This is a genomic window from Janthinobacterium sp. J1-1 (assembly GCF_030944405.1).
In the GTDB taxonomy this organism is placed as follows: Bacteria; Pseudomonadota; Gammaproteobacteria; order Burkholderiales; family Burkholderiaceae_D; genus Janthinobacterium.
The window spans coordinates 1,562,236-1,581,741 of record NZ_CP132339.1 but is presented as its reverse complement, the minus strand read 5'-3'; the positions used below and the strand labels follow the sequence as shown (position 1 = coordinate 1,581,741).

Sequence of the window (19,506 nt, the reverse complement as noted above, 5' to 3'; positions counted from 1 at the left end):
TATGCCGTCCGGAAAAATTCTTGTTGCGCAAGGTGGCGGCCCCACCGCCGTCATCAACCAGTCGCTGGTGGGCGTGGTGCTGGAATCGCGGCGCTTCCAGCACGTCACGCGCGTGTATGGCGCCCTGCACGGCGTGCGCGGCATCATCAATGAAGACTTCGTCGACCTGACGCAGGAAACCAGCCACAACCTGGAACTGGTGGCCGCCACGCCATCGTCGGCGCTCGGCTCCACGCGCGACAAGCCCGACATCGCCTACTGCCAGCAGATCTTCCAGGTGCTGCGCGCGCACGAGATCGAACACTTCTTTTATATCGGCGGCAATGACTCGTCCGACACGGTGCGCATCGTCAGCGAAGAGGCGCACAAGGCCGGCTATCCGCTGCGCTGCATCCATATCCCGAAGACCATCGACAACGACCTGGTCGGCAGCGACCATACGCCGGGCTTTCCGTCGGCCGCCCGTTTCGTGGCGCAGGCGTTTGCCGGCGCCAACCTCGACAACGCCGCCCTGCCCGGCGTGTATGTCGGCGTGGTGATGGGCCGCCATGCCGGCTTCCTGACGGCCGCCTCGGCCCTGGGCAAGAAGTTCCCGGACGACGGGCCGCACCTGATCTACGTACCGGAACGGGTGTTTGTGCTGGAACAGTTCCTGGCCGACGTCAAGGCCGTTTATGAAAAACATGGCCGCTGCGTGATCGCCGTCTCCGAAGGCATCCACGATGCGTCGGGCGAGGCGATCGCCAGCCTGCTGGCCAAAAAGACAGGCAGCGAAGTCGAACGCGACGCCCACGGCAATGTGCAATTGTCGGGCACCGGCGCGCTGGCCGACCTGCTGTGCGACGAGATCAAGGCCAGGCTGGGCATCAAGCGCGTGCGCGGCGATACCTTCGGCTATCTGCAGCGCTCGTTCATCGGCTGCGTGTCGGACGTCGACCAGCGCGAAGCGCGCGAGGTGGGGGAGAAGGCGGTGCAATACGCGATGTGGGGCGACCGCGACGGGTCGGTTGCCATCAAGCGCACCGGCTATTACTCGGTCGACTACGAACTGCTGCCCTTGACGGAGGTGGCGGGCAAGACGCGCACCATGGAAGACGAATTCATCAGTGAAAGCGGCACCGATGTGACGGACGCTTTTCGCCTGTACCTGCGCCCGCTGCTGGGCTCAAAGATGCCGGACGCGTTCCGGCTGCGCTGCGCAAAGGTGGCGAAGATCCTCCAGCCCTGAGCGGCGCGGTGTCACTGCTGCTGCAAGGCCGGCAGCAGGGGCGTGATCTCGCCATCGGACGGCAGCGGCGCCAACTCCAGCAAACGCATCAGCAATGGATAGACGTCGACGTTGTCAAATGCCGGCAGCACCACGCCCGGCTTGAACGCGGGGCCGCTGGCGATGAACATGGCGCGCATTTCCGGCGCCATATTGTCATAGCCATGGCCGCCGCCTTTCACGCGGGCCGCGCCGCGCTCGTTGAATACCAGCGCCCAGCCCGGCTCGCCCAGGCACAGATACTGCGGCACGCGCGGGTTGCTGCCATACACGAAACGCGCCGGAATATCGGCCTTGTGCCAGCACTGCATGTGCTCGTGCGCCCGCAGCAGGGCCGCATCGAGCGCCGCTTCCTGTCCCGGCACGGCATCGAACGATGCGTACGGACCGCTGGCCGTAACGCGATAACTGTTCTCCGGCGCCAGCGCATCCATGCGTATCACGCGCTCGCGGCTCAAGGGCGCCATGCCATGATCGGACACGATCACCAGGTTCGGGTTCAGGTGGCGGCTGGCCAGCCCTTGCATCAGGCGGGCCAGCGCCTGGTCCACGTGCGCCACCGCCTGCGTCGTGTGCTCGTCATCCGGGCCATGGGTATGCCCGGCATGGTCGACATCGTCCAGGTACAAGGTCATAAAGCCCGGCAAGGCGTCAGGCGGACCGTCGAGCCAGGACAGCAACCGGTCGACGCGGTCATTGGCCGGCAGCTTGCCATCGAAGCGCGGCGCGACGCTGGGACGCACGCCGTGGATGGCCGCTTCCGAGCCGGGCCAGAACATGGTGGCGCTGCGGAGGCCGTTGCGTTCGGCCGTTACCCAGACAGGCTCGGCCTGGTCCCACCAGCGGCGGTCAGCGACGGCTGCGTTATTGCTCAAGGTAAATCGCTCGCCCGGTATGGCCGGGTCCAGCATCGTGTTGTCCACCAGGCCGTGATGATCGGGACGCAAACCTGTCACCAGCGTGTAGTGGTTCGGAAAAGTGACCGAGGGGAAAGACGGGCGCATGGCCTCGGCGCGCACGCCACCGGCGGCCAGCTGGTTCAGCGTGGGCGAGACGCCGCGCTCGAGGTAATCGGCGCGAAAACCATCGATCGACACCAGGATGACAGGGTTGCGGGCCACGGCATGGCCGGCGGCAGCGAGCAGGCACAATGGCAGCAGCGCGCTGGCGAGTTGTTTGATGAACATGCGGATACCTGCAAAAATACGTGAGCCGATATTGTAGAAAATAAATATGACGCAGCCATGAAAAAAGCGGACCACGCCAGGGCGCGATCCGCTTTTTTTCATGCTGCCAGTCCAGGTATCAGGCTGGAACTCAAATAACGATGGTCTGGTGCTCGTCGCCTACTTGCGCACGGATGGTGCCGATGGTGTAGACGGTCTCGCCGGCCGCTTGCAGCTGCGCGATGGCGGCGGCGGCGTTGTCGGCCGACACGATCACCGTCATGCCGATGCCGCAGTTGAACACGCGGTGCATTTCAGCGTCGGCCACGCCGCCATGCTGTTGCAGCCAGGTGAACAGCGGTGGCATGGTCCACGCTTTCGAATCGAGCTCGGCAACCAGGCCAGGCTGCAGCACGCGTGGAATGTTTTCCACCAGGCCGCCACCGGTGATGTGGACCATGCCCTTCACTTCCATCGAGGCCATCAGCGCCAGCAGCGGCTTGACGTAGATGCGCGTCGGCTGCATCAGCACGTCGGCGAGTTTACGGCCGTGGAAGTCGCCTTCCAGGTCCGGCTTGGCCACTTCGATGATCTTGCGCACCAGCGAATAACCGTTCGAGTGCACGCCCGACGAAGCCAGGCCCAGTACCACGTCGCCCGGAGCGATCCTGGTGCCGTCGATGATATTGGCTTTTTCCACCGCGCCGACGGCAAAACCGGCCAGGTCGTATTCGCCGGCCGGGTACATGCTCGGCATTTCCGCCGTTTCGCCGCCGATCAGCGCGCAGCCTGCTTGTTCGCAACCCTGGGCGATGCCCTTGATGACGTCGGTGGCGATGGCCACGTCGAGCTTGCCGCAAGCGAAGTAGTCAAGGAAGAACAGCGGCTCGGCGCCTTGCACCAGGATATCGTTGACGCTCATGGCGACCAGGTCGATGCCGACCGTGTCGTGGCGGTTCAGTTCGAACGCCAGGCGCAATTTCGTGCCCACGCCGTCGGTTCCCGAGACCAGCACCGGCTCCTTGTACTTCTTGCTGATTTCAAACATGGCGCCAAAACCGCCCAGGCCGCCCATCACACCTTCGCGCATGGTGCGCTTGGCGTAAGGCTTGATTGCTTCGACTAGAGCGTCGCCTGCGTCGATATCGACGCCAGCGTCACGGTAGGAAAGGGAAACATTAGAAGTCTGGTTCATGGTGTGGTGGCAGCGGAGGCGGTAAAATGGAAGGCGGAATAGAACACGGATACCGGCTGGCGCGCACGCGCATCAAGGGCATCAACCCTTTGCGGGCGGCGCGCCAGCCGGTCAATTCGGTCGATCAAGCCGCTATTTTATCAAACTGACCCCTGAGTTTGTAATTAACTGCCTTTTTTTAACGCAAAACCAAAAAACTTCATGCCCTTTGCCATCACCGCCGAACAGAAGCAAACAGCATTTTGGATCGCGGTCTGGCTGGCATTGCTGCTGTTGCTGGCCACCCTGGGCCCCATCCTCACGCCTTTCCTGGCCGCCGCCGTGCTGGCCTATATGCTCAATCCGGGCGTGGACCGTTTGCAACGCTTGCATTACCGGCGCTTCCACTTGCCGCGTCCGCTGGCCGTGCTGCTGGTCGTCATGCTGTTTTTCCTGGCGCTCACGGCCCTGGTGCTGATCGTGGTGCCGGTGCTGCAAAAAGAAATCCCGCTGCTGCAGGTGCAGATCCCGCAATTTCTCACCAAGGCAAACGAACTGATCGCGCCCAAGCTGCGCGACCTGGGCATCCGCGTGCGCCTGGACGGCACCGGCATCAAACGCATGCTGAGCCAGCAGATGGCCACCAGCGGCGACGAGATCTGGAGCACGGTGCTGGCTTCGGCGCGCATCGGCGGCACGGCCGTGCTGGGCTGGCTGGCCACGGTGGTGCTGATTCCGGTGGTGCTGTTCTACCTGCTGCTGGACTGGCATCCGATGCTGGCGCGCATCGCCGGCGCCGTGCCGCGCCGCTGGGTCGGCCGCACGGTGGCCATGGCGCAGGAAGTCGACACCCTGCTGGCGCAATACCTGCGCGGCCAGCTGCTGGTGATGCTGGTGCTGGCCGCCTATTACTCGATCGCCCTGATGATCGCCGGCTTTGAAGTGGCGCTGCCGGTGGGCATCATCACCGGCTTGCTGGTGTTTATCCCCTACCTGGGTTTCGGCCTGGGCCTGGTGCTGGCGCTGATCGCCGCCCTGCTGCAGTTTGCCGACTGGAGCGGCGTGGTGGCGGTGGCCGTGATCTATGGCTGCGGCCAGGTCATCGAAGGCTTTTTCCTGACGCCGCGCCTGGTGGGCGAGCGCATTGGCTTGAATCCCCTGGCCGTGATCTTCGCCTTGCTGGCTTTCGGACAACTGTTCGGTTTCGTCGGCGTACTGCTCGCTTTGCCCGCTTCCGCTGTGTTAATGGTCGCTTTCAAGCATGTAAGACGCCATTACTTGGCCAGCAGCTTCTATAATGCGTGACTAAGTGCCTGACATAAGCTACTGCGCGGCGCGCTTTGCGGCCGGCGATGCTCACTGTGCTCCAGCACAGCTGCGCTTCTCGGCCACAAATCACTGCCGCTCGCTACGCTTCTGTCAGGCACTCGATACAGCTACAATGTAAAAAAATAACACAACAACAGCGATGATGACGCATACGCAGTAATGAAAAACAGGACAAGGCGTACGCCATGAAACAACTGGTGCTCGATCTAGGCACAGACCAGGCGCACAGCCTCGATACCTTCGAGGTGGGACAGAATGCCGAAGTGGCGCAGCTGATGCGCCAGTTCGCCGCGCGCACGTCGCGCGAACATTTTGCCTACCTGTGGGGCGAGCTGGCCGCCGGCAAGAGCCATCTGCTCAAGGCCCTGGCCAGCACCGAGCGCGCGCGCTATATTTCGCCGTTTTCGATCGAGTCCGAATTCGTGTATTCGCCCGAGGTCGACCTGTATCTGCTCGACGACTGCGAGAAACTGTCGCCGCTGGCGCAGATCGACGCATTTGCCCTGTTCAATGAAATCCGCGCCAACAAGGCTTATATGGTGTGCAGCGGCGCCGTGCCGCCGGCCGTGCTGCCGGTGCGCGAAGACTTGCGCACGCGCATGGGCTGGGGTCTGATCTACCAGATCCACGGCCTGACCGACGATGAAAAAATCGCCGCCCTGACCCAGGCGGCCACCACCCGCGGCTTGACCTTGTCGCCGGGCGTGTTACCCTATCTGCTGTCCCATTTCCGGCGCGACATGCGTTCGCTGTCGACGATGCTGGACTCACTCGACCTCTACTCCCTTGAAACCCAACGCCCGATCACCTTGCCCTTGTTGCGCGAGTTGTTGCAGGCGGAAGCGAAAGAATGATGAATCTGGCCCTGTTTGACCTCGACCATACCCTGCTGCCCATCGACTCCGATCACGAGTGGGGCGAATTTCTGGTACGCAGCGGCGTAGTGGACGCCACCGAATTCACCCGCCGCAACAACGGCTTTTTTGCCCAGTACCAGGCCGGCACCCTGGACGCGGTGGAATACCTGGAGTTCGCGCTCGGTAACCTGGCGCAGTTTCCCCGCGCCCGCCTGGACGAATTGCACGCGCAATTCATGCTGGAGGTGGTGCTGCCGGCGATTCGCCCCGAGGTCGTGGCGCTGCTGAAACAGCACCAGGATGCGGGCGACCTGATCGCCATCGTCACGGCCACCAACCAGTTCGTCACCAAGCCGATCGCCGCCGCCCTCGGCGTCGAGCACCTGATCGCCGCCATGCCCGAATACGATGCCGACGGCAATGTCACGGGTAAACTCATCGGCACGCCGACCCTGGGCGCCGGCAAGCTGACCCACACCCATGCCTGGCTGGAAAAGCTGGGCATGGAACTGGGCCAGTTCGAACGCAGCTATTTCTACAGCGATTCCCATAACGACATCCCCCTGTTGTCGGTCGTCACCCACCCGGTCGCGACCAACCCCAACGCCGCTTTGACCGCACACGCATCCCTCCACGGCTGGCCATCACTCCACTTATTCAATGATTAAAAAACTCATCCGCAAGATCCTCGGCGTTAAAAAAGAGGCAGCGCGCGACACCACGGTAGCCACCGTGCTCGGTCCCGCGCAACACGGAATCGATCCGAAACTGGTGACCTCGAACGCCATCCGCGTCACCAGCAGCCTGCAGGAAGCGGGCTTCGAAGCGTTCGTGGTGGGCGGCGCCGTGCGCGACTTGCTGCTGGGCGTCAAGCCCAAGGACTTCGACATCGCCACCAACGCGACGCCGGAACAGGTCAAGCGTTTGTTCCGCCGCGCCTTCATCATCGGCAAGCGCTTCCAGATCGTGCACGTGATGTTCGGCCAGGACTTGCTGGAAGTGACGACCTTCCGCGGCGCCGGCGCCGACTCGGCGCCGAAGGATGAACACGGCCGCGTACTGCGCGACAACACCTTCGGCCTGCAGCACGAAGACGCGCTGCGCCGCGACTTCACCATCAACGCCATGTACTACAACCCGGCCACGCAGGAAGTGCTGGACTACCACGGCGGCGTGGAAGATATCCGCGCGCAGACCCTGCGCATGATCGGCAAACCGGAAGAGCGCTACCGCGAAGACCCGGTGCGCATGCTGCGCGTGGTGCGTTTCGCCGCCAAGCTGAAATTCACCATCGAGCCGCACACGGCCGAACCGATCGCCATCATGGCGCCGCTGATCAACAATGTGCCGGCGCCGCGCGTGTTCGACGAAATGCTCAAATTGCTGATGAGCGGCCACGCGCTGGCCTGTCTGCAGCAGCTGCGCAAGGAAGGCCTGCATCATGGCCTGCTGCCGCTGCTCGACGTGGTGCTGGAACAGCCGCTGGGCGCGAAATTCGTCACCCTGGCGCTGGACGCCACCGACGCCCGCATCGCCGCCGGCAAGACGGTCTCGCCGGGCTTCTTGTTCGCCTCGCTGCTGTGGCACCAGGTGCTGGAAAAATGGACCGCCTACCGCGCCGCCGGAGAGTCCACCATCCCCGCGCTGCACCTGGCGGCCGACGACGTGCTCGATTCGCAGACGGAAAAACTGGCCCTGCAGCGCAAGATCGGTTCGGACATGCGCGACATCTGGTCGATGCAGCCGCGTTTCGAGCGCCGGGTCGGCAAGGCGCCGCACAAGCTGCTCGAGCACCTGCGCTTCCGCGCCGGCTACGACTTCCTGCTGCTGCGCTGCGCCTCGGGCGAGATCGACACCGAGATCGGCGAGTGGTGGACCGCGTTCTACGAAGGCGACGAAGAGACGCGCGAAGCGCTGCTGGTCAGCGCCAACGCCGCGCCCGGCGCCGTCAAGAAAAAACGCCCGCCGCGCCGCAGCACCCGCAGCAAGAGCGGTGGCACGGTCACCGGCAGCACTGGCGAGCAGTAACACCATGACGCAGGTCACCGCTTATATCGGCATCGGCGCCAACCTGGGCGACGCGCGCGCCAACGTCGCCGATGCCATCGCGCGCCTGGCGCGCCTGCCCGGCGCACAGCTGGTCGACGCTTCGCCCAGCTACCGCACCGCGCCGATCGATTCCAGCGGCGACGACTATATCAACGCCGTGGCGCGCATTGCCACCACCTTGGCCGCCGAGGAACTGCTGCAGGCGCTGCACGCGATCGAAGCGCAACACGGCCGCGAGCGGCCCTACCGCAATGCGCCGCGCACGCTGGACCTGGACCTGCTGCTGTACGGCGAGGAACAGATCGCCAGCGCCACCTTGAGCGTGCCGCATCCGCGCATTACCGAACGCGCTTTCGTGCTGGTGCCGCTGCTGGCGCTGGCGCCCGCGATTACCGTGCCGGGCAAGGGCGCGGCCAGCGATTACCTGGCCAGCGTGGCGGACCAAGCCATCAGCCAGCTCTGACACTCTCGTCAACCTTCCACTACAATGCCGCTCCTGCGCACTGCCGCATAAAGGTCTACACTAGCGGCGCTGCATCCCTTTTACTCTAGAGAATACCTATGTCCGCTTATTTGCAAGGAACCGATCTGGCCGCCAAAGAGAAGGCCGGTGCACCCGCGCCTGCCCCTGCGCCATCCAAGCCCGTCGCCAACAAGGCCGTGACCATCCATGCGCTCGCTACCCTGCGCGCCGCCGGCGAAAAGATCGCCATGCTGACCTGCTACGACGCCAGCTTCGCGTCGCTGATGGACCGCTGCGGCGTGGAGATCTTGCTGATCGGCGATTCGCTTGGCATGGTCTGCAACGGCCACAACTCGACGCTGCCGGTGACGGTGGCCGAACTGGCCTACCACACGGCATCGGTGGCGCGCGGCAGCAAGAGCGCGATGGTGATGGCCGACCTGCCGTTCGGCGCCTACGGCACGCCGGAGACCGCCTACGCCAACGCCGTGATCCTGATGCAGGCCGGCGCGCACATGATCAAGATCGAAGGCGGCGCCTGGCTGGCCGACACGGTAAGATTCCTGACCGAACGCGGCATTCCCGTCTGCGCCCATATCGGCCTGACGCCGCAATCGGTGCACCAGCTGGGCGGCTATAAAGTGCAGGGCAAGAGCACCGAAAGCGCCGACCAGCTGAAGAACGACGCGCTGGCGCTGCAAAACGCGGGCGCGGCCATCGTGCTGATGGAAGCGATGCCGGCCCAGCTGGGCAAGGAAGTGACCGAGATGCTGACGATCCCGACCATCGGCATCGGCGCCGGCCCCGACTGCTCGGGCCAGGTGCTGGTCATGCACGATATGCTGGGCGTGTTCCCGGGCCGCAAGGCACGCTTCGTGCGCAACTTCATGGAAGGCGCGGCCAGCATCGACGACGCCGTCACCGGCTATGTGAAAGCCGTCAAGGATGGCAGTTTTCCGGCGATGGAACACTGTTTCTGATGTAGCCTATTGAGGCGATATCGCCCCGGCACTCTGCGGGGCGATTTTTTTTTCACGCAGCGTTTCTGTCCGTACAAAGGCCACCTCCAAGCCAAAGAACTGTCCGATACGGTTCAGCGTCTGGATGGTCGGATTGCCCTTGCCACTCTCGATCTCCTTGATGACCTTCGTGCTCACACCCCGGTGCGTCGCAAACTCTGCCTGCGTCATGCGCGAGATGGCGCGCATTTCCTTGACCGCGTGCTGTAGTGTGACGGCTCCTGCTTCAATGGCTTCGTAAAGCACTGCCCTGCGCTGCCGCAACTCTTCTTTGTCAACGGTCTTTTTCGTACGCGCCATGTCAGTGCTCTCCCAATGCCTTGAGCTGTTCGATCTGCCCGGCGATATGTGGACGGAGGAAAGCAATGATGTCATCATCCACGCCTGCCTCTTGCATATGCTGTTCCAGCGCAGCCAGTTGCTGGGCAAATCCGTATAACGCGAGGCGGATCTGCTGGCGCTCCACGTCCAGCATGCCGATCGTCGCCAGTATCGTCGTCCAGTCATGCAGCTCCTTTTTGGTGTCCGGGTGATACCAGCGCGCCGCACGTGGTATGCCATCCGGGTCCAGGTACATCGGCGCAAAATCGAACAGAGGTGTGAGGCGCACCTCGGCACCAACTTGCTGTACCGCCGTATTGCGTGCGTGATTATCGGTATTGCGCATAGCCAGGTTCAAGATATCGCGTTTGAGAAATTCGATGGTTTCCGCAGTCTTGTCGCTGACGACAGCGCGCAGTGCCTGCAATAGCACGAATTGGCTAGGCGTGGCTTCAAAGCCAACGATACCTGCCAGCGAAGCGGCGCTTTCCTGATGGAGTCGCAGCACTTTTCCATCCCGGATACGGCGGTCAAAGCGGGGAATGAACAAAGTATCGTCCTGGTAGCGCAGTTGGCCTTCGGTGCGCAGGCCCACAGCGCGCGCCACAGTCATGTACGCGGCTTCATTTTTCAATACCTTAGCGTCGCTGGCGGTCTTTCCGCGCGGACGCTTGACGATAAAGTGGGCAGCTGCGTACTGATCCGCCAGAGCCCCATCGGCATGCCAGAGACCAGCATGGTCGGTGGTCAGCAGATATTTCGGCGCCGCCCCTTGCACCCCCAGACTGCCGGCGGCCAGCATGCTATGCATCAGCATGCGCTCATTGAAGGCATCGCCACGGCCTATGATTTCGTCCAGTGAAAAGCCGGACAGCGGCTTGCCCTTGTCGTGGCGATTCATATGTTGTGAGTAGTACTGCACGGCCTCGACGATGCGCACGCGCCCGATGGGATTGAATGCGCCGGAACACGCCAGCGGAAAATCGGCAGCCGGGCCATCTGCCAGTTGAAGCTGCCCAAGCAGATATGTCCGTCCACTTCCCTGGGGAATCAGGTCAAAGATAAAGGCTGGCCATTGCGCCAGCTTCTGCATCTCTGCCGTGACGGGAAAACGCAGCGACACAGGTCCATTCTCAAGCTTGAAGAAGGCATAATCGAGGTCATACTCGAACAGGGCAGCTGTACGTGGATTGCCACCTGCTGGCTCAAGCAAAGTCAGCGATGCGCAATCGTGCCACGCATCATCATGAAAAATTTGAAAATGGCACTGCATGGCGGCTCCAATTGGATCTTATAGTAGCTAATTGTGTTCAGTTTATCCTTGAATTAGCACTTATACGATCCAAAATTTTAACAAGTACACAGCCATGAAAAATTTAATGGCCCCTAAAAGAACTATTTTAACCCATCAACACCATTAATTAGCCCTTTTAAGTACCCTTATAAAAATTATCCCACCTGTATCCATGTCGTCTTCAACTCCGTATATTTATCGAGCGCGTGCAGCGACTTGTCGCGCCCGTTGCCCGACTGCTTGTAGCCGCCGAACGGCACGGTGATATCGTCGCCGTCGTACTGGTTCACATGCACGGTGCCGGCACGCAGGGCGCGCGAGGTCTGGATGGCTTTGCTGATATCGGACGTCCACACCGCCGCCTGCAGGCCGTAGGGCGTGGCGTTGGCCTGGCGGATGGCCTCCTGGATATCGGTAAATCCCAGCACCGACAGCACCGGCCCGAAGATCTCTTCGCGCGCGATCGTCATGCTTGAGTCCACGCCATCGAACAGGGTCGGCTGCACGTAGTAGCCACCCGTGTCCAGGCGCGCCGCCTCGCCGCCGCCCAGCAGCACCGCGCCCTCTTTTTTGCCCGCCGCGATATAGCCCATCACCGTCTGCATCTGCGTGGCGTCGACAATCGCCCCCATCACCGTGGCCTCGTCGAGCGGGTCGCCGGGCTGGAACTGCGGCAGCATGGCCTGGGCCTTGGCCAGGAATTGCGCCTTGATCGACTGCTCCACGAACAGGCGCGACGGCGCATTGCAGCTTTCGCCCTGGTTGAAAAAGATGGAACCGATGGCGGCCGCCACCGCCTTGTCGAGGTCGGGACAGTCGGCGCAGACGATATTCGCGGATTTTCCGCCCAGCTCGGTCCAGGCCCGTTTCAAATTCGACTGGCCCGCCATCTGCACGATCAGCTTGCCGGTGCGGGTAGAACCCGTAAAGCCGATGCAGTCGATATCCATATGCAGCGCCAGCGCGGCGCCCGCCTCCTGGCCATAGCCGGGCAGCACATTGAACACGCCGGGCGGCAAGCCCGCTTCCAGGCCCAGTTCGGCCAGGCGCAAGGCCGTCAACGGCGATTTTTCGGACGGCTTCAGTATCACGCTGTTGCCGGCCGCCAGCGCCGGCGCGATCTTCCAGGCGGCCATGATCATCGGGTAATTCCACGGCACGATGGCGGCCACCACGCCCACCGGTTCGCGCGTGATCAGCGCCAGGCTGCTGGATGGCGTGGGGGCGATTTCATCGTAGACCTTGTCGATCGCCTCGCCATACCAGCGCAGGCAGTTGGCGGTGGCGCCCACGTCCACGCTCTGGCTGTATTTGATCGGCTTGCCCATGTCCAGCGTTTCGAGCAGCGCCAGCTCGGGGCCGTTCTGCTGCACCAGGTCGGCGAACTTGATCAGCACGCGCTTGCGCTGCGCCGGCGATTTTCCGGCCCAGCGGCGGTCTTCGAAGGCCGCGCGCGCGGCGATCACCGCCGCATCGACGTCCAGACTGTCGCAGCGCGCCACCTGCCCCAGCAGCCGTCCGTCGATCGGCGACAGATTGTCAAACTGCCGGCCCGAGATGGCAGCCACCCGCTCGCCGTTGATAAAAGCCCGTCCATCGATCGTCAGTTCCGCCGCGCGCGTGTGCCAGTTCATGGTGATCTCCTGTGTGAGTATGGCAGCAGCTTACAACGCCTGACAAAACCGTAGCGAGCGGAAGGTTGTTGTGGCTAAGAAGCGCAACCGTACGAAGGTACGGTGAGCATCGCAGGCCGCAAATACCGACGCGCAGCAGGTTTTGACAGGCGTTCTACTCCTGGTCGAGCGTATATGCGGCGGACAGTTGCTTGCGCCGGCGCCGGTCGCTGCGCGCCAGCATCACGGCATACACGATCACGGCAATCGTCACCACCAGGATGGTCAGCGCGGCAATCGCGTTCACCCTCGGATCGAGCCCCAACCGCGCGCGTGAAAAAATCACCAGCGGCATGGTGGTCGAACCGGGGCCGGACAGGAAGGCCGACAGCACCACGTCGTCCAGCGACAGGGTAAATGTCAGCAGCCAGGCGGACGCCAGCGCTTGCGTGATATTCGGCAGGGTCACCAGGAAAAACACCTGGTGCGCGCGGCAGCCCAGGTCCATCGCCGCCTCGGAGAGCGACTTGCTCATCTCCTGCAGGCGCGACTGCACCACCACGGCCGCATACGCCATGCCCAGCAGGGTGTGGCCCAGCCAGATGGTGGCCACGCCCCGCTCGGGAAAGCCGAACACCTTTTGCATGGACACCAGCATCAGCAGCAGGGACAGGCCGATGATCACCTCGGGCATCACCAGCGGCGCGCTGACCATCGACGAGAACAGCGTGCGGCCCCTGAAGCGCTGGTAATTGACCAGGGCGAAGGCGGCAAAGGTGCCGAGCACCACGGACGACGTGGCCGACATGAAAGCGATTTTCAGGGACAAGCCGAAGCCCGAGATAATCTCCGCGTCGCTCATCAGCTCCCTGTACCAGCGCAGGGAAAAGCCGGTCCACACCATGTCCTGGCGCGAGCTGTTGAACGAAAAGACGATCAGCACGATGATGGGCAGGTAGAGGAACAGATAGCCCAGCGACAGCCAGCCACGGCCAAACCAGCGCTGCAGGAAAGTACGACCGTTCATGCGCGCTCTCCCGCGTGTTGATCCGTCTTGTATTTGTTAAAAATCGCCATCGGCATCAGGATCAGCAGGATCACCAGCACCGTCACCGACGAGGCCATGGCCCAGTCGTTATTGGTGAAATACTCGTCCCACAGCACGCGGCCGATCATCAGGGTTTCCGGGCCGCCCAGCAGCTCGGGGATCACGTATTCGCCCACCGACGGAATAAAGACCAGCATGGCGCCGGCGATAATGCCCGACTTCGACAGCGGCACGGTGATGCGCCAGAAGGCCTGCAAAGGAGTAGCGCCCAGGTCGGCCGCCGCTTCCAGGAAGCGCAGGTCCATTTTGACCAGATTCGCATACAGCGGCAGGATCATGAACGGCAGATACGCGTAGACCATGCCGACCACCAGCGAAAACGAGGTGTTCATCATCTGGATGGGTTCCGTCACCACGCCGAGCGCGATCAGGAGGTCGTTCAGCAGGCCATGATTGGCCAGGATGCCCTTCCACGCATACACGCGCAGCAGGAAAGAAGTCCAGAACGGCAGCATCACCAGCATCATCAGGATCGGCCGCGTGGACGGCCTGGCGCGCGCCATGAAGTAGGCGAACGGATAGCCGATAAACAGGCAAATCGCGGTGGTGATCGCCGCATACTTGATGGAGCTGAGATAGGTCAGCAGGTACAGCTCGTCGGCGGCGATAAACAGGTAGTTGGCAATTTTCACCTTCAGCACCACGATGCCGTCGACATACGACAGCAGGCCGCCGAACGGGCTGCCGGCCGTGTCCATGTCGGACAGGCTGATGCGCAGCACGATCAGGAAGGGGATCAGAAAGGCGGCGGTCAGGAACAGCGCCGGCACGGCGATCACGGCGTTGCGGCCGGTGAGCCAGCGCAGGGTGACCAGATTGCGCAGCGAATGCAAGATAAGCTTCATGCAGGCCTCAGCTGGTCAGCACGACGATGTCGGCGCCATCCCACCAGACCCACACGCGCTGCTCGCGTTCGAGGCGCGACACGTCGTGGCGAGCCGCATTGGTGCGCGACACTTTCACGATGGCGCCGCTGTCGAGGCGCACATGGTAGCTGGTCTCGTTGCCGAAATACGCCAGCGCGACGATCACGCCCTGGGCGCAGTTGTAGCCATGTTCGGCCGCCGAGGCGCGCTCTTCGAGTGCTGGCGCGTCCAGCTGAATCCCGATTTTTTCCGGGCGCACGGCCACCGACACCTCCATGCCCAGGTTGCCCGTGATGCCGTGGGCGACGTAGTGGCGGCCTTCGGGCGTATCGACCACCACGTGATCGGGTTCGTCTTGCGTGATGCGGCCATCGAACAGGTTCACGCTGCCGATAAAGTCGGCCACGAAGCGGCAGTTCGGCGTTTCATAGATTTCGCCGGGCGCGCCCACCTGCAGGATGCGCCCTTCGCTCATCACGGCGATGCGCGTGGCCATGCTCATCGCCTCGTCCTGGTCGTGGGTGACCATCACGCAGGTGACGCCCACCTGTTCGATGATATTGACCAGCTCCATCTGCGTGCGTTCGCGCAGTTTCTTGTCGAGCGCGCCCAGCGGCTCGTCGAGCAGCAGCAACTGCGGCCGCTTGGCCAGGCTGCGCGCCAGCGCCACGCGCTGCTGCTGGCCACCGGACAATTGATGCGGCTTGCGTTTCGCATACTGCGCCAGCTGCACCAGCGCCAGCATCTGTTCGACCCGGGCCGCCACTTCGTCCTTCGGCAGGCCGTCGCGACGCAGGCCGAAGGCGATATTGTCCCAGACCGACAAATGCGGAAACAGCGCATACGACTGGAACATCATGTTGATCGGCCGCTGGTGCGGCGGCACCTCGACGATGCTGCTGCCGGCCAGCTCGATGCGGCCCGAGGTGGGCGTTTCGAAGCCGGCCAGCATGCGCAGCAGGGTCGACTTGCCGCAGCCCGAACTGCCCAGCAGCGCGAAGATCTCGCCCTGGTTGATGGTCACGGAAATATCGTTCACGGCGCGCACGCCGTCGAATTCCTTGACCAGCTGGTCTATCAGCAGGAATGGCGCTCGGGCGTCGCTGGCCGACGCGGCAGGGGTTGCTATCGTCATGGGTGGGTAGCTTGGAATGAAGTGATCAATGAAAAACTGGCCGCTACAAGGGCGGCCAGAATGGAAGTTTAGCGGAACTGTCGCCAAAGCGGTCCAAAAATTGCAGGGGCCGCCCTGATTTTGGTGTAAATCCTACACCCAACCCTTGGCCTGTACATCGGCGTAGGTCTTGTCCAGGCAAACCCGTATCAGGTCCGTCATCTCGTCGATCTGCGCGCGCGTCATCACCAGCGGCGGGGCGACGATCATGCGCTCGCCCACGGCGCGCATGATCACGCCGTTGTCGAACATATGGCCGCGGCAGATCATGCCCACGCCCTGGTCCTCGTCGAACAGCACATTGTCATGCACGGTGGCGCCCTTCCTGCGCACCAGGTTCAATCCCGCCACCAGGCCGCAGCTGTCGGCATAGCCCACCAGCGGATGTTCGCCAAGCGCGGCGAAGCGTTCCTTGAGATACGGCCCCGTATCCTCGGCCACCTTCTGCACCAGCTGCTCTTCCTCGATAATGCGGATATTTTCCAGCGCAGCGGCGCACGCCACCGGGTGGCCCGAATACGTGTAGCCGTGCGTGAATTCGCCGCCCTTCTCGATCAGCACCTTGGCCACGCGTTCGCCCACCAGCACGCCACCGAGCGGCACGTAACCGGACGTGACGCCCTTGGCAAACGTGATCAGGTCGGGCCTGATGCCGAACAGTTCGGAGCCGAACCAGCGGCCCAGGCGGCCGAAGCCGCAGATCACTTCATCGGCGATCAGGAGGATGCCGTACTTGTCGCAGATGCGGCCGATCTCGGGCCAGTAGGTCGATGGCGGAATGATCACGCCGCCAGCGCCCTGCACCGGTTCGCCGATAAAGGCCGCCACCTTGTCGGCGCCCACCTCCAGGATTTTTTCCTCCAGCCAGCCGGCCGCCTTCAGGCCGAACTCCTCGGGCGTGAGGCCCTGGCCCGCTTCCAGGTAGTTGGGCTGGCCGATATGCACGATGCCGGGGATCGGCAAGCCGCCCTGCGCGTGCATGCCGTCCATGCCGCCCAGCGAGGCGCCCGCCACCGTGCTGCCGTGGTAGGCGTTGTGGCGGCTGATGATCGTATGGCGTTCCTTGTAGCCCAGCAGGTCCCAGTAGCGGCGCACCATGCGCAGGTTGGTGTCGTTCGCTTCCGAGCCGGAACTGGTAAAGAACACGTGCTGGAACTGCGGCGGCGAGATCTGCGCCAATTTCGCCGCCAGCTGCGCGGCCGGCAGGTTGGTGGTGCCAAAAAAACTGTTATAGAAGGGCAGCGTTTCCATCTGCTGGTAGACGGCTTGCGAGATCGACGTGCGGCCATAGCCGACGTTGACGCACCACAGGCCCGACATGCCGTCGACGATTTTCTTGCCCTGGCTGTCCCACAGATAGACGCCCTCGCCGCGCACCATCACGCGCGCGCCCTTGCTGGCCAGGTCCTGGAAGTCGGTAAACGGATGCAGGTAGTGGGCCGAGTCCATCTTCTGGATGGCGGCCGTGTCGTACACCTGCGGCGTGGCGTTTTTATGCGCCACCGAGGCGACCAGCGCGGCGCTCGGCGCCAGGGGATTGTTGTTTGTACTCATGGTGATCCTTTCTTAAACGTGGAGCAGAAGATGTTCGCGCTCCCACGGACTGATGACCGTCATGAACTCCTGGTGCTCCAGGTCCTTGATGGCCGCATACACGTCGATGAAACGGTCGCCCAGCACCGTGCGCAGCTTGTCTTCCCCGCGCAGCAGCTGCAGCGCTTCGGGCAGGCCCTGCGGCAGCTCGAACTTCATGTCGTAGGCGCTGCCGACCATCATCGGCGTCGCTTCCAGCTGCTCCGTCATGCCCAGGTAGCCGCAGGCCAGGGTGACGGCCAATGCGAGATACGGGTTGGCGTCGGCGCCGATAATGCGGTTTTCCACGCGCCTGTCCTGCACGCCCGACTCGGGCACGCGAAAACCCACGGTGCGGTTATCGAGGCCCCATTGAATGTTGATGGGCGCCGCCGTATGGCGCACGATGCGGCGGTAGGAATTCACGTAGGGCGCGACGATCGCCATCGCCGACGGCATATAGCGCTGCAGGCCGGCGATATAGTGCTTGAAGATGGGCGCGGCCGAGCCGTCCTCGTTGCTGAAGATGTTCAGGCCCGTTTTCGCATCGACCACGCTCTGGTGCACATGCATGGCGGACCCCGGCTCGCCGGCCATCGGCTTGGCCATGAAGGTGGCGTACATATCGTGCTTCAGCGCCGCCTCGCGCAGGGTGCGCTTGAAGAAGAACACCTTGTCGGCCAGGCCCAGCGGATCACCGTGCAGGAAGTTGATTTCCATCTGGCCGGCACCGATCTCGTGGATCAGGGTATCGACGTCGAGGTTCATCAGTTCGCAGTAATCGTAGATGTCCTCGAACAGCGGATCGAACTCGTTGACGGCGTCGATACTATAGACCTGGCGGCTGGTTTCGGCGCGGCCGCTGCGGCCAATCGGCGGCTTCAAGGGCAGGTCGGGATCGGTGTTTTTCGCCGTCAGGTAGAACTCGAGTTCGGGCGCCACCACCGGTTTCCAGCCCTTGTCGGCATACAGTTTCAGCACGCGCCGCAGCACAGATCTTGGGGCGAAATCGACCAGCGCGCCATCGGCAAAATAACAGTCGTGGATCACCTGGGCGGTGGGGTCGGTGGCCCATGGCACCATGGTGATGGTGGTCGGGTCGGCCTTTAGAATCATGTCGCGGTCGGTGCTGGAAATGGCGCGGTCATAGCCACCATCGTCAACCGGGTAATTGCCCGTCACCGTCATGCCCAGCACCGCTTCCGGGATGCGCATGCCGCGCTCCTGGGTGAATTTACCGCGTGGCAGGATCTTGCCGCGCGCAACGCCCGTCAGATCGGGCACCAGGCATTCGATTTCCGTGACCCGCTTTTCATTGAGCCACAGGTCCATGTCGGTATAAGTGAAGTTCTCGCGTATCGCCATATCGTTCTCTCTTATCCTCTTGCCGGTCTTGATGTAAACGCCGCCCATCACCGCTGCGGCGCGCTATTTATTGGTCGCTTTATTTGTCACCTGATACTCGCGGCAGGCCTGGCCGAAGGCCTCGAACATCCGCATCGATTGCGGGTTGTCTTCCACCTGCCACTCGGGATGCCACTGCACGCCCAGCGCAAAGCCGGGCACCGCCGCCACCGCATAGGCTTCAACCAGGCCGTCGTCGGCCAGCGCTTCGACCAGCAGGCCGTCGGCCAGGCGGGCTATCCCTTGGCCATGCAGGGAATTGACCATCATCTCGCTTTCGCCACCCAGTATTCTCGACAGCAGCGTGCCCGGCGTCAGCCGGATGCGGTGCGCGGGGCCGTACTGGCGCGCCAACGGGTCGCTGATGTTTTCACGGTGATCGAGCATGCCGGGCACCGCATGCACGGCCTGGTGCAAGCTGCCGCCCAGCGCCACATTGACTTCCTGGAAGCCGCGGCAGATCGCGAACAAAGGCAGCTGGCGCGCCAGCGCGGCGCGGATCAGGGGCAAGGTGGTGGCGTCGCGCGCCGTATCCTGCGGCAATTCGGGGAACGCAATCTCCTGGCCATACAGGCGCGCATCGACATTCGAGGCCGAGCCGGTCAGCAGCACGCCATCGGCGATGCGCAGCGCCGCCTCCAGGTCGGCGTCCTGGCCCAGCGCCGGCAACAGCAGCGGCATGCAGCCGGCCGCCACGACCACGGCGTGCAGGTATTTATCCTGCGCCGTATGGTAGGCGTGGCTGCCCAGCTGGCGGTGGCAGGCGGGAACGAGGACGATGGGACGGGGCATAGGTTTTGCTCTCGATAGCGTGACGATCCTGTTGCTTG

Annotated in this window: 18 protein-coding genes; 7 read left to right on the top strand and 11 right to left on the bottom strand. The window is 62.9% G+C overall.

Annotated features, from left to right (window positions below; all coding sequences use genetic code 11):
- Position 1: 1 nt before the first annotated feature.
- The gene (locus Q8L25_RS07135) at positions 2 to 1,228 is read left to right on the top strand and encodes a 6-phosphofructokinase (RefSeq protein WP_308924194.1); all 1,227 of its coding nucleotides are present in this window, start codon (positions 2 to 4) and stop codon (positions 1,226 to 1,228) included.
- An 11-nt stretch (positions 1,229 to 1,239) separates the two neighbouring features.
- Here Q8L25_RS07135 and Q8L25_RS07130 read toward each other — a convergent pair whose 3' ends face one another.
- Positions 1,240 to 2,454: an ectonucleotide pyrophosphatase/phosphodiesterase gene (locus tag Q8L25_RS07130; RefSeq protein ID WP_308924193.1), complete on the bottom strand. Its 1,215-nt coding sequence runs from the start codon at positions 2,452 to 2,454 to the stop codon at positions 1,240 to 1,242.
- A 130-nt stretch (positions 2,455 to 2,584) separates the two neighbouring features.
- Complete coding sequence (gene purM / locus Q8L25_RS07125) at positions 2,585 to 3,628, bottom strand: phosphoribosylformylglycinamidine cyclo-ligase (RefSeq protein WP_308924192.1); 1,044 nt, start codon at positions 3,626 to 3,628, stop codon at positions 2,585 to 2,587.
- A 201-nt stretch (positions 3,629 to 3,829) separates the two neighbouring features.
- Here purM and Q8L25_RS07120 point away from each other — a divergent pair, with 201 nt between their 5' ends.
- The 6 genes from Q8L25_RS07120 to panB all read left to right on the top strand — a co-directional run bounded on the left by Q8L25_RS07120 (position 3,830) and on the right by panB (position 9,285).
- A complete protein-coding gene (locus Q8L25_RS07120) occupies positions 3,830 to 4,912 on the top strand; it encodes an AI-2E family transporter (protein ID WP_308924191.1) in 1,083 nt (360 codons plus the stop codon).
- Between the two features lie 209 nt (positions 4,913 to 5,121).
- Positions 5,122 to 5,790: a DnaA regulatory inactivator Hda gene (gene hda / locus Q8L25_RS07115; protein ID WP_071075314.1), complete on the top strand. Its 669-nt coding sequence runs from the start codon at positions 5,122 to 5,124 to the stop codon at positions 5,788 to 5,790.
- Complete coding sequence (locus tag Q8L25_RS07110; RefSeq protein WP_308925675.1) at positions 5,790 to 6,461, top strand: HAD family hydrolase; 672 nt, start codon at positions 5,790 to 5,792, stop codon at positions 6,459 to 6,461. Before hda ends, Q8L25_RS07110 begins: the two co-directional genes overlap by 1 nt.
- Positions 6,454 to 7,821 carry a polynucleotide adenylyltransferase PcnB gene (gene pcnB, locus Q8L25_RS07105; RefSeq protein WP_308924190.1) on the top strand — a complete coding sequence of 456 codons (1,368 nt, stop codon included), beginning with the start codon at positions 6,454 to 6,456 and terminating at the stop codon, positions 7,819 to 7,821. Before Q8L25_RS07110 ends, pcnB begins: the two co-directional genes overlap by 8 nt.
- A 4-nt stretch (positions 7,822 to 7,825) precedes the next feature.
- Positions 7,826 to 8,305 carry a 2-amino-4-hydroxy-6-hydroxymethyldihydropteridine diphosphokinase gene (gene folK, locus Q8L25_RS07100; protein ID WP_308924189.1) on the top strand — a complete coding sequence of 160 codons (480 nt, stop codon included), beginning with the start codon at positions 7,826 to 7,828 and terminating at the stop codon, positions 8,303 to 8,305.
- 98 nt (positions 8,306 to 8,403) lie between these two features.
- The gene (panB, locus tag Q8L25_RS07095; protein WP_308924188.1) at positions 8,404 to 9,285 is read left to right on the top strand and encodes a 3-methyl-2-oxobutanoate hydroxymethyltransferase; all 882 of its coding nucleotides are present in this window, start codon (positions 8,404 to 8,406) and stop codon (positions 9,283 to 9,285) included.
- Positions 9,286 to 9,291: 6 nt separating this feature from the next.
- Here panB and Q8L25_RS07090 read toward each other — a convergent pair whose 3' ends face one another.
- From Q8L25_RS07090 to Q8L25_RS07050, 9 genes are all read right to left on the bottom strand, one after another.
- Positions 9,292 to 9,624 carry a helix-turn-helix domain-containing protein gene (locus Q8L25_RS07090; protein ID WP_308924187.1) on the bottom strand — a complete coding sequence of 111 codons (333 nt, stop codon included), beginning with the start codon at positions 9,622 to 9,624 and terminating at the stop codon, positions 9,292 to 9,294.
- A 1-nt stretch (position 9,625) separates the two neighbouring features.
- Complete coding sequence (locus tag Q8L25_RS07085) at positions 9,626 to 10,918, bottom strand: HipA domain-containing protein (RefSeq protein ID WP_308924186.1); 1,293 nt, start codon at positions 10,916 to 10,918, stop codon at positions 9,626 to 9,628.
- A gap of 176 nt (positions 10,919 to 11,094) precedes the next feature.
- Positions 11,095 to 12,573: an aldehyde dehydrogenase gene (locus Q8L25_RS07080; protein WP_308924185.1), complete on the bottom strand. Its 1,479-nt coding sequence runs from the start codon at positions 12,571 to 12,573 to the stop codon at positions 11,095 to 11,097.
- A gap of 154 nt (positions 12,574 to 12,727) precedes the next feature.
- A complete protein-coding gene (locus Q8L25_RS07075) occupies positions 12,728 to 13,579 on the bottom strand; it encodes an ABC transporter permease subunit (protein ID WP_308924184.1) in 852 nt (283 codons plus the stop codon).
- Positions 13,576 to 14,505 (bottom strand): ABC transporter permease subunit, encoded by a 930-nt coding sequence (locus Q8L25_RS07070; RefSeq protein WP_308924183.1) that lies wholly within the window; start codon positions 14,503 to 14,505, stop codon positions 13,576 to 13,578. The genes Q8L25_RS07075 and Q8L25_RS07070 overlap by 4 nt, the downstream gene beginning before the upstream one ends.
- A 7-nt stretch (positions 14,506 to 14,512) precedes the next feature.
- Positions 14,513 to 15,661 (bottom strand): polyamine ABC transporter ATP-binding protein, encoded by a 1,149-nt coding sequence (locus Q8L25_RS07065; RefSeq protein ID WP_308924182.1) that lies wholly within the window; start codon positions 15,659 to 15,661, stop codon positions 14,513 to 14,515.
- Between the two features lie 132 nt (positions 15,662 to 15,793).
- Positions 15,794 to 17,254, bottom strand: a complete 1,461-nt coding sequence (locus Q8L25_RS07060) for an aspartate aminotransferase family protein (protein WP_308924181.1) — start codon at positions 17,252 to 17,254, stop codon at positions 15,794 to 15,796.
- A gap of 12 nt (positions 17,255 to 17,266) precedes the next feature.
- A complete protein-coding gene (locus Q8L25_RS07055) occupies positions 17,267 to 18,637 on the bottom strand; it encodes a glutamine synthetase family protein (protein WP_308924180.1) in 1,371 nt (456 codons plus the stop codon).
- Between the two features lie 63 nt (positions 18,638 to 18,700).
- Positions 18,701 to 19,468 carry a gamma-glutamyl-gamma-aminobutyrate hydrolase family protein gene (locus tag Q8L25_RS07050; RefSeq protein ID WP_308924179.1) on the bottom strand — a complete coding sequence of 256 codons (768 nt, stop codon included), beginning with the start codon at positions 19,466 to 19,468 and terminating at the stop codon, positions 18,701 to 18,703.
- Between the last annotated feature and the right edge of the window lie 38 nt (positions 19,469 to 19,506).